The following is a 15,360-nucleotide window of genomic DNA, read 5'->3' on the forward strand; positions in this document are numbered from 1 at the left end:
AATCAGCAGTTAGCTGCTGCTAGCGACTGACGATCGCTACTCAATCATACATACGTCTACGTTGCTCGAAGGTTCCTCATCTAACATCAGGCTTACTCCAGCTTTGTCGCACGAGATTATATCAGGTTTTGAATAGCTGTGGCAATTTGAGCGCAATATCTTCAAGATTTGCGCCCTGAGTTCTTCTGCCCGTGGACACTTGCTGTTTAGAGCTGGAACAACGTTAAGATTCACTGAACCTCGGTGAATTGAGCGACCTGGCCACGAGGGCGATCGCACTTGGGGAATTGTCTGATAATTCCTAAAAACAGGTATGATACTGCCTCTGAATCTTGCTCCTCATATACAAGCCAGGTTTGGGCTTCCCGGAACTCTGGCTATGCGTTGGAGGTTGCCAACAATAGGGTATCACGCGATCGCCCTTTAACCTCTTCCTAATTTTTATCTGCGGTTTGGGATGCGGGGCGATCGAGTTTTGTGTCACCCTACATAACCGATAAATCTCTCGCCGCCACAGTGCTGACCGAGTTCCCGATCGCCCCTTTAATTAATTCATTTTTGTTGACAAGTTCCCCAATTTGTGCATTAGGCTCCAGACCTAAATTCTGTTGCCCAAAGTTAGGAATACTGGCTAAATTCGCAAAAGGTAGATCAACCCAAAAATTACTAATTTGATCACTATCACGAGCCTGACTCAAAAGCAAGCTATCCGGCCCAATCTTGCCTGCAGGTTCGCCCGCATAGTTTCTGGCATCCGTCAGCGGGTCGCCCAAGGATTTAGCCGACCTACCCTCAGCCTCTCCCGTCACCAAATCTCCCGTCACCACATCGATGCTGCTAGCCCGAATCTCTGCCGAGACAACAACCACCGCAGGCGGAGTAGTTAGAATGAAACCCGGCGGCGGAACTTCGCGGACAACATAACTACCTACCGGAACATTGCGGAAACTGTAATTGCCCTGAAGGTCGCTTAAGGTACTCGCTTCGCCCGGATCTAAACTGCTGTTGTTGTTGAGGTCGATGTAAATTTGAGTGTTGGCGATCGGCGGTTCCCCGGGATCTAGGCGGCCGTTGGCGTTAAAATCGTTAAATTTCACACCGCTGATCGTGCCCGTCACCAACACGTTACCAAAGCTGAGATTAGTGGCATTCGTGCCGTTGCCCACGGTGAGCGGAGTCGGATTGGGCGTGGTTTGTAGAAAACCGGGCTGCGGGACTTCCCTTACCACATAGGTCCCTGGAGGCAAATTGATAAAAGAGAAATTACCTTCGGGGTTGGTTAAAGTCGAAGGTTCGCCCGGATCTAAACTGCCGTTGTTGTTGAAATCAAGGTAAATCGGCCAGTTGGCAACTCTCGGTTCCGTCGGTTCGTTGATGCCGTTAGCGTTGAGGTCGTTGAACTTGAAGCCGCTGATGCTGCCGGTAGGAAAATTGTTGCCGAAATTGACGCCGACAGCGTTGGTATTGCCGGTGATGTCGATCGGGCCTGGATTTGGCGTAGTCTGTACCCATCCAGGTTGCTGGACTTCCCTCACCAAATACCGGCCGGGAGAAACATTGGCAAAAGTGTAGTTGCCTTGCGGGTTTGTGATGGTGTTGGGTTCGCCCGGATCAAAGCTGCTGTTGCCGTTGAGGTCGAGGTAAATTGGCCAGTTGGGCAGAGGGGGGTCTGTCGCATCTCGGACGCTGTTGGCATTGAGGTCGTTGAACTTGACACCGCTGATGCTGCCGACAAAAAAGACATTCCCAAAATTGATGTTGTTGACAGTGGCGTTGGAAGTAACGTTAATCGGCCCAGGGTCAGGCGTGGTTTGGAGAAAACCTGGTTGCTGGACTTCTCTCACCAAATATGTATCTGCAGGAATATTGACAAAAGCGTAATTGCCTTCAAAATTTGTCAAAGTAACAGGTTCGCCGCCGTCTAGCCTGTTGTTGCGGTTGAGATCGAGGTAAATTTGCCAGTTAGCTAGCCCTTGTTCCCCGGGATCTCGGCTGCTGTTGTTGTTGATGTCGTTGAATTTTGTGCCTGCGATCGTCCCTGCGTTAAAGTTGTTGCCAAAATTGATATTGCCAACGTTTGTCCCGCTGGTAATTGTGATGGGTGCGGGATTTGGGGTAGTTTGGCGAAAGTTCGGCTGCTGGACTTCCCTAACTTGGTAAGTTCCCGGCGGCAGGTTGGCGAAGATGTAGTTGCCTTGCGGGTTTGTGAGGGTGGAAGGTTCGTTAAATTCTGGCTGGCCGTTGTTGTTGAGGTCGAGGTAGATTTGCCAGTTGGGAATGGGGACTTCTCCGGGATCTGGGAGGCCGTTGGCGTTGAAGTCGTTGTATTTGGTGCCGCTGATGCTGCCGACTTGGAAGTTCCCGATGTTGACGTTGCCGATGTCTATTTGGCTGGCGGTTCTGAATTCGGACATGGTGTTGCTGGGGCCCAATGAACGCGGTTCAATGTTTTCTGTAGGGCAATCTAGCAGTTTTTTTGCCAATTGCAGCTATTTGAGAGGGATAAATTATTTTTAGGAAAGGGAAGGGGAGAAAGTTGTGAGTTTTGAGTTAACTGGTTCGCAGACATAGCCAGGGAATCAGTTAATGCCTTCTGCCCAATTCCCTATGCCGAAATTCGCAATTTTTTCCAGATTTGATGTACGATCGCTACCAGTTTTGCAGAGGTCGAATTCCCAATGTCCCAAAACTTGACAGCAAGCTGGAATAAAGCCCGCGAGGTTCCGAGTTTGCTCTTCGGCTGGAGTTTGTGCGGTTTATTGGCAATAGGCTCGATCGCCCCTACTCCTGCTGTCGCACAGCTACCTACCTCCGAACAGAGTAACAGCAATAGCTCGATCGCCCAAACAGGTGCGATCGTCCGCCCCACGCTCAAATTGGGTAGCCGAGGGTCGGAAGTGATCGAACTCCAAGCTGCTCTTAAATTATTGGGCTTTTACCCTGACACTGTAGACGGGATTTTCTCACAAAGCACCGCTAGATCTGTGTCTCAGTTCCAGGAAGCAGCAGGTCTGCCTCCCGACGCCATAGTCGGTCAAGATACTTGGAATCGGCTGTTTCCTGCAGCTAGCGCGATCGAGAACCCCATCGCTAACGATCCTGTAAATCCCGACAACTCAGAGATTAACCCCCAAGCGCAGCTAACCAATTTTCCGGTTTTGAGAAGACGAATGCGGGGGCGGGCAGTCAGAGATTTGCAAGAACGGCTGCGGGCCAAGGGATTTTTGCGGGTGAGTGCTGACGGCGTTTTCGGCCCGGAAACTCAAGCTGCTGTCAAGGCGGCTCAGCGACAATATCAACTGCCAGCAGACGGCATTGTCGGCCGCGCAACTTGGGAAGCTCTGCTGCGTTGACAGCAAGCCAATAGTGCCGACTATACACATTGCGCGATCCTCCTCGAGGGCTTCGCCAACGGGCGATCGTACAAATTGTTAATAATCGCTTTTGGAAGTATTTCATCACATCAAAAAGTGTCAAGTTTGGTAAACAAAGTGTTTTTAGGCGCGCAGTTGGTGTTAACTTAAAAACATGAGGGGCAAAACCAAGAAGCACAAAAAACTTGGATAAAAATTTTGGAATTAGAGTATTTGTCCCGATCGGCTCTAGTTCGCAGGCAACGCCTGAACCGTGTAGCTTATTAGCAAAGAAAGGTTGACATTGCGATCGGTATTTGTTAGATAGCTTGAGGCTATTGCATGAATCAAAAGTTGCGATCGCACAATCAAACACAGAAGTCTGAATAGACTCCGCTGATAGCTAGCTCGTCTACAGAGTAGTTGCCAAAAAGTCCACCTTAGTTGTAGTTTGCTGAAACTCAGCAGAGCTAAAAACCCACTTGAATCAACTTAATTTACAAACTTTTTAGGGTCTGGCATCCGATATGCTAGGCCCTAAAATTTTGAAATTTTGAAGTAGCAAGCAGTCTTTGGCTATTAAGACTCAACAGTCATTAGTTAACAGTTAACAGTCAACAGTCAACAGTCAACAGTCAACAGTCAACCGTTAACGAATGACTAATGACCATTTCATTTAATTTCTTCAATTTGAGCATTCAAACCGTTAGCGCTGAGCATTTGTAGCAATTCCTCAGCTTTTTCGAGTTCCCGAAAAGCACCGGCTTGCATCACCGATCGCCCGCTGGAAAAAGAGCGAAAAGCACCGGGAACGAGGGATTGGATTTTTTGTCGATCGCGCCAACTGTCGGTATCCACCACAACTCGATACCGAAAACCCAAAGCTCTGGCTCTATCGAATGACGGCGAATTATCCGCCGCATCGGGCACAGAATTCCCCCCTAAAGGTGCAGGTACATAGCCACCCCTTCCTATCGGAATGTTGCGGGCCGGAACGGGCAATCTACCCTCGGAAGAAACCGAACTCGAACTATCAAAATTGGGAGGAATCATTGGTTGCTGTACCGAAATTTCCGAAATTGATCGAAAATTCGGATCGGGCACGGGAATTGCGATCGCCCCTTGGGCTACCGATGAAGCAGCGGCATTCCTCGGAGAAAGCTCTTGCTGCAACTGAGCGCTGGGCAGTACGGGTCGAGTTTGCATTGGCCGTCTTGAAACGGGCGCAGGTGGCGAAATTGGCGCTCTTTCAACTCTGGGACTTAGCCGTCCGGGAGTGTAAACAGGGAGAGAAGTGTCTGGGCCACCGATGCTGGGAGGTCGATCGGCCCTTAGCTGCACAGCACTTTCCCCCATAGGCGGAGGGGTAAAAGTTCCCGCCACGTCAACCGATCCAGTCGTCCGGCTGCTCGACAATTGATTGCCGTAAGCTGGGATTACTTGACCTTTGGCTGCATTGTTCACATCGTACTGACCGTTGTTGCGAATGACATTGCCCCCCGGTTCGGCAGCAGTTCCCAAATCCGGCAGAGAGCTCGATATCGCCACAATTCCGTCCCGCCGATTACTCTCGATATAATTGTTACGCAGCACAGGTCTAGCATTAGCTTGCACCACCACGCCGTCCTTATTGCGAGTAATTTTGTTACCGATGAGCAGAGGCGAAGCGTTCTGCGCTATATTCACCCCAAATCCCGTGTTTTCAAACACATTATCTCGAACTTCCGGCTGGGAACTGCCAAAAATCGTAATGCCGTTAGCTCCATTTTTCGAGAAAACATTCCCGCCAATCGTTGGCCTGGAAGTACCCACTACTGAAATTCCGTCGTGAGTGCTGCCAGAAAAAGTATTGTTGACAACCGTCGGAGAACTCGATTCTATCCACAAAGCGTAACCGCGATAATTGGTATTCGTCACAGTCACCCCGCTGAGTCCCGCCCCATCTGCGCCTAAAATCGCAATATTTTGACCCGCCGAAGTCGGACTGATAAAGTATCCTCCGCCTTTGATGACAATATTCTGACCGCGAGTGTTGGGATTTCCCTGAACTGTCACGCTGGGCCTGAGCATTAATGGAAATTTTTCGCCGGTTTGCTCGCTGTAAGTACCGGGCGCTAGCAAAATCGCTGTTTTGGGCGGGGCCACGCTTAAGGCGTAGGTAAGGGTCTTAAACGGAGCTTGATCGCTGCCGTTGCCTCCTGTGTCGCTGCCGCCGATCGAGCTGACGTACAGTATGTTAATCTCGCTCTCCAGGGTCTGAGAAAGTAGCTGCACTCCCGGTATCCCGGCAGCGATAACTAACGGTTGATGGTTGCAAAGGGCGGTCATCGCAAAGACGAGCAGAAGGCAATAACTCAAACAAGATTTTTGCGATCGCTTTTCTTTGCACCAGGTCTGTTGTGAGTAAATCAGCATAAAAAAACGCAACTTATCTGTGAGCCGAGTTTCGCCTCCGCTGTTTCGTGTCAGGTTTTCGCGATCAAACTTTGATTTCACCCGCCTGCTGGGGTTTTCTTCTGTTAATCTTTTGTGTTGTTCTGCTAACCTCACGGCTCTCCTCCGAAGTGTGGTATGCAGTTTAACGATTCCACTCTCATCAAGTTTGATCTATTATGCTTTGTTTTCATCAAATGAGATAAAACTTAAAAAAATATTGTCTAATTTACATTGGTTTATGCCAAAATTAAGCCGCCTGCTTTGCCACAATCTTGACAGCGTGGGACAATGTAGCGGTTTGACAGGTAGGATTAATTATAATTAGGGTGGTTCTGAATGACCGACAAACAAAACAGAACTTTACCGGCACAGCCAGCCCTCTGCCGGATTTTAGATGCAAATTTAGATCGATCGCGCGAAGGGTTGAGAATTATTGAAGAATGGTGCAGGTTTGGTCTCAACAACGCCGATTTAGCTGGCGAGTGCAAGCAACTGCGTCAAGAATTGGCTGCTTGGCACGTCGCAGAACTTCGCAGTGCTAGGGATACGCCCGCTGATCCGGGTACGGAGTTGACTCACCCGCAGGAAGAGCAGCGTTCGAGCATTCAGCAGCTACTGGAGGCGAATTTCTGTCGGGTGGAAGAAGCTCTGCGGGTACTCGAAGAGTATGGCAAAATTTACGATCGGAATATGGGGGCGGCTTTTAAGCAGATGCGCTATCGGGTTTATACTCTCGAAAGCAATTTGCTGGCTTACCGGCGCTACCAGCAGTTACTTCGATCGCAGTTATACCTTGTAACTTCGCCGAGAGACAACTTGTTGGGAGTGGTGGAAGCTGCTTTGCAAGGCGGACTGACTTTGGTGCAGTACCGCGACAAAAACTCAGACGACGGCGCAAAGCTGGCTAACGCGCGCCAGCTTTGCGAACTTTGTCACCGCTACGATGCTTTGCTGATTGTGAACGATCGCGTGGATTTTGCCATCGCAGCAGATGCCGACGGCGTACACTTAGGACAGGGAGATTTGCCTGTGGCGGAAGCGCGCAAGTTGCTCGGCCCGGGACGGATCATCGGTCGTTCTACTACGAATGGCGAGGAAATGCAGCGAGCTATTGAAGAGGGAGCCGACTACATTGGAGTTGGGCCGGTTTACCACACTCCTACTAAACCTGATAAACAGGCCGCAGGTTTGGACTATGTGCGGTATGCTGCTGATAAGTCGCCGATTCCGTGGTTTGCGATCGGCGGAATTGATATCAACAACCTCGATGAAGTATTGAATGCCGGAGCTCAAAGGGTTGCCGCAGTACGCGCGATTATGGAAGCAGAACAGCCTACTTTAGTCACGCAGTTTTTCATCTCGCAGTTGATTCGGATGCAGAATCTGAAAGCTCAGAAAGCTTTGCACGGGAAAAGCTAGGTTTATTTGCGATTCGTAGGGCGGGTTTAGCACAGGAAATCTGTGCATAAAATATAATTTTGTTACAAAACCCGCCCTGAAAACTGATATTTTACTTATGATAAATCAAATTGCGCTGCAAGTTAACGGAGAAACCCGCAATTGTGCGATCGACACACCGTTACCAGAATTACTAGAACAATTGGGATTAAACCCGCGCTTGGTGGCTGTGGAGTACAACGGGGAAATTCTGCACAAACAATTTTGGGAAACTACACAAATGCAAGAGGGCGACATCTTAGAAGTTGTCACAATTGTCGGGGGAGGTTAGCCACAAATTGGTGACAAATTAAGCCTCTAGTCCGCCAGGGAATGAATTCCCTGGCTAATAGCTAAAGTCCTCTCAAGAGGACTAATGAGTTCTTCAGTCCTCTTCAGAGGACTTTAGCTTTGAGGCAGGGGTTTCAACCCCTGTCGGACTGTCGGACTATCGGTTCTACCTTAATTGATCAGGAATCGGCCGAACCTACGAACGAGGAATTAAACTGCGACAGCTTCAGCCACGGGCTCAGCCACAGGTGCTGCAACCACAGGATAAATGCTGACTTTCTTGCGAGTTTTGCCTTTTCTTTCAAAAGTCACCACACCGTCAATCATGGCAAACAGAGTATCATCTCTGCCGATACCAACATTATTACCAGGGTGAACTTTAGTGCCGCGTTGGCGGATCAAAATGTTGCCAGCTTTGACAACTTGACCGCCGTACTTTTTGACACCCAGACGCTGAGAATTAGAGTCGCGTCCGTTACGTGTACTGCCTGTACCTTTCTTGTGGGCCATAATATCCTCAACTGTATTTACTATTTTTTATTCTGAATCAGTTTCGGCGGTTTGGGGAGTTTCCACAACTGCTTCAGTTAAGTCTCTGGCGGCTAAGACTGTACCGTTGACGCTGATGGAGTCAATCATAAAGCGAGTTGTTTCTTGACGGTGCCCTTTTTTCTTCCGAGTTTTCTTTTTCGGCTTCATCTTGTAGACGAGGACTTTGCGGCCCCGGAAATGCCGGAGAACCGTTCCTTCTACAGTGGCATTTTCTAGTAGAGGCTGGCCGATATGAACCTCGCCTTCGTGCTGGATCAGAAATACTTTGTCTATGGTGACTTTGGATTCAGCTTCGACGTGAAGCAGTTCGATGTCGTAGAAGCGGCCTGGTTCTACCCGAAATTGTTTGCCGCCGGTTTCAATGATTGCGTAAGTCATGGGATGGTTGTTGAGATTGCCGTACAGGTAGCTGATGAGTCATTGGTCATTGGTCGTTGTGGACTTTTGACTGCTGACTGCTCTCCAGCTTTTGGAATGTCTTAACCTGATCCGAGCCGGATTTAGACAGACAATCTACTATTATTGCGGATTGTTGTAGTTTTGTCAAGGTAAAAGAAACTTAATCTTTTCTAATTGTTAGTTTGAGAACAGATTTGTGGCGACGAACTACGGAATGCTTACAGAGTTAAATGTAGATTTTCTCGGATTCTCTCTTCTGAAACAGGGCAGGTAAAAATGGCAAATCGCATCTGGAAATTCTTAAATACTGATATCAAAGAACTGTGTTCCGCCGAAGCAGCGGAGGGAATCGGAGAAGCTGGGAAAACAGCCGCAGAATTGGCAAAAATGTTCAAAGAACAAGGCCTGGACAATAGCAACTTGCTGCTAGAGGTTTTGAACTCTCCCTTAGCTCAAGTTGTGGGAACTGGATTACCATTTATCGGGATGGCGGCGAAACTGCTGGCATTTTTTATCGAAAAAACTCAACTGCAGCCGACTTTAGCTGAGTGCATTTTCCTCGTCAGTCAGGAGGCTTATCTGGAAAGTTTTAAAGAGTTTATTGGACAAGACGCAAGTTTGTTAAATCGCATCGGGCAAACTCCGGTTTCCGATAAAGTCAAGCAGTTGCTTAAAAAATTGGCCGATTTAGAAATTAGTGATAAAGCAGCCAAAGAAACTGTTATTTGCTTCCGCGATTCGATGTTAGCCACGGAATTTAACCTAGTGCTATCAGAGCGGCTGGAACAAGCCGGACTAAATGCCGATGAAGCTAAAATTTTGACAAAGAGAGTTGCTGCTAATACTCACCGCTATTTGATCGAAGCTTGGGCAGTTTGTGGCGATGCCATGAAACATCTTGGACAGCCTTCTATCAGCGAATGGCGGGAGGAACAGGAGAAATATCACAGCATTGACAACTACCTGCAAGAACAGATTGCCTCTCTACCGCTACAACCCGTATTTACAGAAAATTTCTCATTCAAGGATATCTACGTGCCTCTGAAGGCAAGGCCAATTGATAAAAATGGCGCTGTTAATAAGCGTGCAACAGCATTTGATTTAGAAAGTTGGGCAAAGCAATTGCTTGCAGATGAAAACAAACAAAATCTGGTGATGTTCGTCGAAGCAGGGCCCGGACGCGGTAAAAGCGTTTTTTGTCGGATGTTTGCTGACTGGGTGCGGCAAAATTTGCATCCAGTTTGGACGCCCGTGTTAATTCGACTGAGAGATATTCCCAAATTGCAACAGAGTTTTCGAGAGACGCTGAAAGAAGCAGTTAATGCTGGTTTTGCTAGCGATGACGGCTGGTTGACAGATAGAAACAGGCGATGTTTGTTTTTATTGGATGGCTTTGACGAGTTGCTGATGGAGGGGAGAAGCAGCGGGGGTTTAGAGCAATTTCTCAAGCAAGTAGGACAATTTCAGCGGGATTGTCAGCAGAGTTCGGAAATGAGACACCGGGTTTTGATTACTGGCAGAACTATAGCTTTGCAAGGGATTGAAAGGCAAATGCCTGATAACTTGGAGCGAGTCGAAATTCAGGTGATGGATGACGGACTACAGCAACAGTGGTTGAGCAAGTGGGAAGCCCAATTTGGAGAAGAAAAAACCTCAGCTTTTCAGCAGCTTTTGCAAAATGAATGCTGTCCAGAGAATGTAAAATCAGAACTGTCGCGAGAGCCGCTCTTGCTTTATCTGTTAGCGGCGATGCACCGGGACAAAACGTTGAAAGTTGAGGATTTTCAAGGAACTAACAGCACTCAAGCAAAAATTTTGATTTACAACAAAACTGTGAATTGGGTACTCACAGAGCAGCGGTCTGATAAGCTCAATCGCGATTTGACAGAATTGGAAACAGAGGATTTGCGGCGCATCCTTACAGAAGCAGCGTTGTGCGTGGTGCAGTCTGGAGGGGAATGCGCTCCTGTAGCGATGATTGAGGAACGATTGAAAGCAGATAACTCGGTTAAAGCATTACTTGAAAAAGCACGAGAACGGATTAAGGATGATCCTCTGAGAAATGCTTTGGCGGTTTTTTATCTTCAGCAAGGCAGTAAAGAAGGTTCTGTGGAGTTTGTACACAAGAGTTTTGGTGAATTTCTGTGTGCGGAACGATTGAAAGAAAGTCTGGAAGAGTGGACGGAACCGGGAAAAAAAGGTAGAAGATTTAATACTCAAGACTCTCAGATGGACTGGGAGATTTATGATTTGTTGGGTTATGGGCCGCTGACAGAAGAAATTGTGGAATATTTGATGGGGTTGTTAACAACTCCGGCTGCTCCAGGGGAGGAAAATCTGTTTCGCCCTGTAGAGCTATTCGAGCGTTTGGAAAATTTTTATCTGCGGTGGTGCGAGGGGGAATGTATTGATGCGCCGCCGGAAAATTTGCCTCAGAAGAAGATACGCCTACTGCGAGATCAATTGAAAACCCAAGAATTGGGACAGCGACAAATAGATGTTTATGCTGGTTTGAATGTAATGATTTTGCTGTTGGAGTTGCACCGTTACGGTCAGGAGACACCTGAATTTAAAGACAAAATGGTGTTTTATCCTTGTAGGAAACCTAATGCTGAAGGTGAACTTGACGATGCAAGTCGGTTGTTGCGTCTCATCGGTTATAGCTGTTGTATTGGGAATTTGGGCTTTGTCCAAACAGTTGGGAGATTTCTCAGCAGCGCAAACCTCACCCGCACATACCTCAGTGGTGCAAACCTCAGTGGCGCAAACCTCGACGGCGCAAAACTCTGTGGCGCAAACCTCAACGGCGCAGAACTCAGCGACGCATACCTCATTGACGCAGACCTCAGTGGCGCATACCTCCACAGCGCATACCTCAGCAGCGCATACCTCAATAGTGCAAACCTCAGCGGCGCAGACCTCAGAGGCGCAGACCTCAGTCGCGCAAACCTCAGCGGTGCAAACCTCAGCGGCGCAAACCTCAGAGGCGCAGACGTCAGAGGCGCATACCTCAGCCGCGCAGACCTCAGCGGCGCAGACCTCAGAGGCGCAAACCTCAGAGGCGCAAACCTCAGAGGCGCAGACCTCAGCCGCGCAAACCTCAGGGGCGCAGACCTCAGCCGCGCAGACCTCAGAGGCGCAAACCTCAGCCGCGCAAACCTCAGCCGCGCAGACCTCAGCGGCGCATACCTCAGAGGCGCAAACCTCAGCCGCGCAAACCTCAGCGGCGCAAACCTCAGCGGCGCATACCTCAGCGGCGCATACCTCAGCGGCGCATACCTCTGGGACGTAAACCTCAGTGGCGCATACCTCAGCGGCGCATACCTCGGCGATCGCACTCTTGGCGATATCAAATGGGATGAAAACACAAAATGGGACAATGTTCGAGATTTGCATACAGCCGTTAACGTGCCAGAAGCGTTAAGGCAACAGCTAGGAATGCAGTAGAAACCTTTATCCCGGCTTGGCGTATCATTTTTATGAACCGGCTTTCCGGCCTGTTCCACAAAGAGTGAATTTTCTTGTGGGGTGGGCCCTCCTAGTCCGCGCCCGAAAGGCCGATCGACATAGGAAGGTCGATCGACCTTATTTTATCCAAAAGGTCGATCGGAGTGGATTTAAGCCGTCGCAGAACATTTGCGCGATCGTAACAATTCCAAAGCTTGCTGTTTCACCCTACCCTCCATCACCTCTTTTTGCAAATTAATAAAAGCCTCAAAATCTTCTAAACCGTACTTAGTCATCTGCAACTGCTGTCGCAACTGTTCTTCGGCCTCAACCGTTAAGTAACCTGTTGCCAAAGCTTTTCGGACAATTTTACTGATTAAAGTCATAGTAGCTTCACCCTGAATACACCTACGTTAAAACACTGAAGTTTTGTCAACCGACTAACTCAGCTTTTAGTTTGTTTCATAATTATCCTTAAAATAGGTTAAATCTACCTTAAGGTCTATGTAAATAAAGTTATTTTTGATACATCCATGAAACTTTAGCGATTTTAAATCTACAGTGCGATTAAATTGATTTATGTAGTTTTTGCCCTACTCTATTATTCTTCAATAACGTTAAATCTACCTTAAGGAATAATTTAAACATAGCGATTTGTGACATTGGAAATTGTATGGAGTTTAAATGTAGAGTGCGCTTAAATTGGTATATTTAGTTTCTGTCTAACAACAGCCGCCATTCTCTGACAGCAAAAGGAGGAACCAGCAATTGTGTCTCATTTTGATTTTTCACGGGCAAATTCAACAGCAAAGGTCGATTACTTTCCAATTGTGTAATTATTGATTTGAAATCGTATTCTCCGACATTAATTGGCAAACCCGACTCGTTCCAAATATCATTAGCATTGCCAATTTCGCGCTTGCCCGCAACAACTTTCAGCGGAACCGGGTGCTGCAATTCTGTTTCGGGAAATCCTACTAATCTCAGATTTAAAGACTTTACTACTCCCGACTTAACTCGCTTGTACAAAACAACTTGCCATGCTTTATCGTCTGTATCACGCAGGCTTTGTACGGATCGGAACATTACTGTTTCGGCAGTTTCTGGATATTTGTGAATCGACGCGACAGCCGGCGGGCTAACCGCTAATATTAGATACAAGCACAAGCTAATAATAGTTAAAGTTCTACGCCAACAATAATATTTTTTCAACTTCCAATACCTCCAATAATTTACAGTTTTTTCTCCAAAAGTATCAAAAAATAGGTCTGTCTTGAGATTATTAAGGGATGAATAATAAAAGACAAGAAGCAGGCAGGTTTTGTATAAAGATTATTCATCAATGACCAACTTACGCGCTAAACCTGCCCCTACATTATACCTCAGCTTGGTTTCCTGAAGTTAGGCGCTAAACCTGGTCTTACAATGTACATAGTCTGGTTTATTTCCAATCGGTTTCTGCTTGGGATAGCACGTAAGCTGAAACATCGATAATTTGTTGTTCCGACAAACGATCTTTGTAAGCGGGCATAATACCTTTGCCGTTGGTTACTAAGTTGGAAATGCTGGCGATGGAATCCATGCCGTATTTTTTTAATGCTTTTTGTTTCAAGTTTTTGCCGCGCCTGATAATGTTGCTGCCGTTGATGTGACAGCCTGCACAGTTGGCACTGAAGACTTCGGCTGCGGTTGTGGGATTTGTAGCTGTATCTGCGAGGGCGATTTGGGAATTAGTGGCGATTTCTACAAATGCCAGTGTCAGTATCAATAGAAAGGCGCTGAGGATTTTTTTTAAGTTCTTTAGCGAAATCATCTATGTGCAATTTGAAAAAGAGTGCTGGATTTAAGGATATCACTAAATACGCATTTTGGGGTTAACTAAGCGATTTATTCTTCCCAATCGAATGTGCGGGAAACTGCTTTTTTCCAAAAGCGATATTTTTGTTCGCGAAGTGCGATCGGCATTTTCGGCTCCCAAGTACAATCCACCGCCCAATTGTCCCGCAATTCGGCTAGCTGACTCCAAAAACCCACCGCCAAACCGGCCGCATAAGCCACACCGAGTGCAGTAGTTTCTGCTACCACAGGCCGCATCACAGGCACTCCCAAAACATCGCTCTGAAACTGCATCAGCGTGTGATTTCCCACCATACCTCCGTCTACTTTTAAAGACAAAAGCTGCACAGCAGAATCCTGATTCATCGCCTCCAATACTTCTCGCGTTTGCCACGCTGTAGCTTCCAATACTGCGCGGGCAATGTGTGCCTTAGTCACGTAGCGAGTTAAACCTGCAATTACTCCCCGCGCGCTGTCTTTCCAATAGGGCGCGTAGAGTCCCGAAAATGCCGGGACAACGTAAACTCCACCGCTATCTTCGACTGTATTTGCTAATGTTTCTACTTCCGCAGATGTGTTGATGATGCCCAAATTGTCCCGCAGCCACTGCACTAAAGCTCCGGCGAGCGCAATACTGCCTTCCAAAGCATACACAGCGGGCGATTCCCCCATCTTGTAGGCGACTGTTGTCAGTAACCCGTTTTTTGAACGGACGATCGTCTCACCGGTATTCAGGAGCATAAAACAGCCCGTACCGTAAGTATTTTTCGCCTCCCCCGGACTGAAACAAGTTTGCCCGACGAGAGCGGCCTGCTGATCGCCCAAAGCAGCAGCAATTGGAACACCTGCAAGCAATCCTTTTGCAGTTCCAAAAACTTGACTCGAAGGGCGAATTTCTGGCAGCATCTGGCGGGGAATTGCCATTATTTCCAAAGTTTCTGCATCCCAATCGAGGGTTTGCAAATCCATTAGCATCGTGCGGCTGGCGTTGGTAACATCAGTAATGTGCGCGCCGCCAGTCAGGTGCCAAATCAGAAAAGTATCGACATTGCCAAAAATCGCATCGCCTCGATTTGCCGCTTCGCGCAATCCTGGAATATTGTCCAGCATCCACTTAATTTTCGGCCCGCTGAAATAAGTTGTCAGCGGCAAACCGCATCGTTTTTGAAATCGGTCTTTGCCCTCAACTTCAGCTAATTGATCGCAAATAAAGCGAGTGCGAGTATCTTGCCAAACAATCGCATTGCCGTAAGATTTGCCAGTTTTTCTGTCCCAAACAATTGTAGTTTCGCGCTGGTTTGTAATACCGAGTGCAGCAATATCTTTGGGGTCGATATTGCCGATGTCGAGGGCATTTTTAATCACGCTTTGGGTGCGCTGCCAAATTTCATCGGGATTGTGTTCCACCCATCCCGGTTGCGGATAGATTTGCTGGTGTTCTTGTTGGTTGCTGCAAATTCTCTGTCCCAGGCGATCGAATACGATAAATCTGGTGCTGGTGGTTCCTTGGTCGATCGCTGCTACGTATTTTTTTGCCAATTGTCTAAAACCTTTTTAGTAATGAGCTATTTAACGTATATGATACTATGTAAAACACAACCTAATCTCA

The 15,360-nt window shown here is 47.6% G+C and carries 12 protein-coding genes; 4 read left to right on the top strand and 8 right to left on the bottom strand.

The features are described from left to right. Positions 1-485 precede the first annotated feature (485 nt). Positions 486-2,414 (bottom strand): SdrD B-like domain-containing protein, encoded by a 1,929-nt coding sequence (locus tag NDI35_RS12855; RefSeq protein ID WP_445313074.1) that lies wholly within the window; start codon positions 2,412-2,414, stop codon positions 486-488. 264 nt (positions 2,415-2,678) lie between these two features. On the opposite strand from NDI35_RS12855, the gene NDI35_RS12860 reads away from it, so the two are divergent. Further along, positions 2,679-3,353, top strand: coding sequence for a peptidoglycan-binding domain-containing protein (locus NDI35_RS12860; protein WP_445313075.1), 675 nt, complete (start codon positions 2,679-2,681; stop codon positions 3,351-3,353). A gap of 672 nt (positions 3,354-4,025) precedes the next feature. Here the strand turns inward: NDI35_RS12860 and NDI35_RS12865 are convergent. Next, the gene (locus tag NDI35_RS12865; protein ID WP_445313076.1) at positions 4,026-5,849 is read right to left on the bottom strand and encodes a DUF1565 domain-containing protein; all 1,824 of its coding nucleotides are present in this window, start codon (positions 5,847-5,849) and stop codon (positions 4,026-4,028) included. A gap of 276 nt (positions 5,850-6,125) precedes the next feature. Here NDI35_RS12865 and NDI35_RS12870 point away from each other — a divergent pair, with 276 nt between their 5' ends. Beyond that, on the top strand, positions 6,126-7,208 hold the full coding sequence (locus NDI35_RS12870) for a thiamine phosphate synthase (protein ID WP_445313077.1): 1,083 nt from the start codon (positions 6,126-6,128) through the stop codon (positions 7,206-7,208). A 97-nt stretch (positions 7,209-7,305) separates the two neighbouring features. Next, positions 7,306-7,518, top strand: coding sequence for a sulfur carrier protein ThiS (thiS, locus tag NDI35_RS12875; RefSeq protein WP_333207754.1), 213 nt, complete (start codon positions 7,306-7,308; stop codon positions 7,516-7,518). Between the two features lie 209 nt (positions 7,519-7,727). Here the strand turns inward: thiS and rpmA are convergent, their stop codons facing one another. Both rpmA and rplU read right to left on the bottom strand, forming a co-directional pair. Next, a complete protein-coding gene (rpmA, locus tag NDI35_RS12880; RefSeq protein ID WP_190738131.1) occupies positions 7,728-8,027 on the bottom strand; it encodes a 50S ribosomal protein L27 in 300 nt (99 codons plus the stop codon). 27 nt (positions 8,028-8,054) lie between these two features. Next, positions 8,055-8,447, bottom strand: a complete 393-nt coding sequence (rplU, locus tag NDI35_RS12885) for a 50S ribosomal protein L21 (RefSeq protein ID WP_445313078.1) — start codon at positions 8,445-8,447, stop codon at positions 8,055-8,057. A gap of 297 nt (positions 8,448-8,744) precedes the next feature. Between rplU and NDI35_RS12890 the strand changes: the two genes are divergently transcribed. Continuing rightward, positions 8,745-11,915: a pentapeptide repeat-containing protein gene (locus NDI35_RS12890; RefSeq protein ID WP_445313079.1), complete on the top strand. Its 3,171-nt coding sequence runs from the start codon at positions 8,745-8,747 to the stop codon at positions 11,913-11,915. A gap of 170 nt (positions 11,916-12,085) precedes the next feature. Here the strand turns inward: NDI35_RS12890 and NDI35_RS12895 are convergent, their stop codons facing one another. The 4 genes from NDI35_RS12895 to glpK all read right to left on the bottom strand — a co-directional run bounded on the left by NDI35_RS12895 (position 12,086) and on the right by glpK (position 15,290). Then, positions 12,086-12,301, bottom strand: a complete 216-nt coding sequence (locus NDI35_RS12895; RefSeq protein ID WP_015176895.1) for a hypothetical protein — start codon at positions 12,299-12,301, stop codon at positions 12,086-12,088. 325 nt (positions 12,302-12,626) lie between these two features. Further along, positions 12,627-13,127 carry a DUF3122 domain-containing protein gene (locus tag NDI35_RS12900; RefSeq protein WP_445313080.1) on the bottom strand — a complete coding sequence of 167 codons (501 nt, stop codon included), beginning with the start codon at positions 13,125-13,127 and terminating at the stop codon, positions 12,627-12,629. 229 nt (positions 13,128-13,356) lie between these two features. Continuing rightward, entirely contained in the window at positions 13,357-13,728 is a 372-nt protein-coding gene (locus NDI35_RS12905) for a c-type cytochrome (protein WP_445313081.1), read from the bottom strand. Positions 13,729-13,802: 74 nt separating this feature from the next. Then, complete coding sequence (gene glpK / locus NDI35_RS12910; protein WP_445313082.1) at positions 13,803-15,290, bottom strand: glycerol kinase GlpK; 1,488 nt, start codon at positions 15,288-15,290, stop codon at positions 13,803-13,805. Positions 15,291-15,360: the final 70 nt, after the last annotated feature.

Origin of the sequence: Microcoleus vaginatus FACHB-2002, from assembly GCF_040004035.1 — a bacterium.
Classification (GTDB): Bacteria; Cyanobacteriota; Cyanobacteriia; order Cyanobacteriales; family Microcoleaceae; genus Microcoleus; species Microcoleus vaginatus_C.

Excerpts from the sequence above, each read along its gene's own strand:
- NDI35_RS12890 (WP_445313079.1), top strand. The coding sequence starts at position 8,745 with ATGGCAAATCGCATCTGGAAATTCTTAAATACTGATATCAAAGAACTG.
- NDI35_RS12870 (WP_445313077.1), top strand. The coding sequence starts at position 6,126 with ATGACCGACAAACAAAACAGAACTTTACCGGCACAGCCAGCCCTCTGC.
- NDI35_RS12855 (WP_445313074.1), bottom strand. The coding sequence starts at position 2,414 with ATGTCCGAATTCAGAACCGCCAGCCAAATAGACATCGGCAACGTCAAC.
- thiS (WP_333207754.1), top strand. The coding sequence starts at position 7,306 with ATGATAAATCAAATTGCGCTGCAAGTTAACGGAGAAACCCGCAATTGT.
- NDI35_RS12905 (WP_445313081.1), bottom strand. The coding sequence starts at position 13,728 with ATGATTTCGCTAAAGAACTTAAAAAAAATCCTCAGCGCCTTTCTATTG.
- rplU (WP_445313078.1), bottom strand. The coding sequence starts at position 8,447 with ATGACTTACGCAATCATTGAAACCGGCGGCAAACAATTTCGGGTAGAA.
- NDI35_RS12860 (WP_445313075.1), top strand. The coding sequence starts at position 2,679 with ATGTCCCAAAACTTGACAGCAAGCTGGAATAAAGCCCGCGAGGTTCCG.
- NDI35_RS12895 (WP_015176895.1), bottom strand. The coding sequence starts at position 12,301 with ATGACTTTAATCAGTAAAATTGTCCGAAAAGCTTTGGCAACAGGTTAC.
- rpmA (WP_190738131.1), bottom strand. The coding sequence starts at position 8,027 with ATGGCCCACAAGAAAGGTACAGGCAGTACACGTAACGGACGCGACTCT.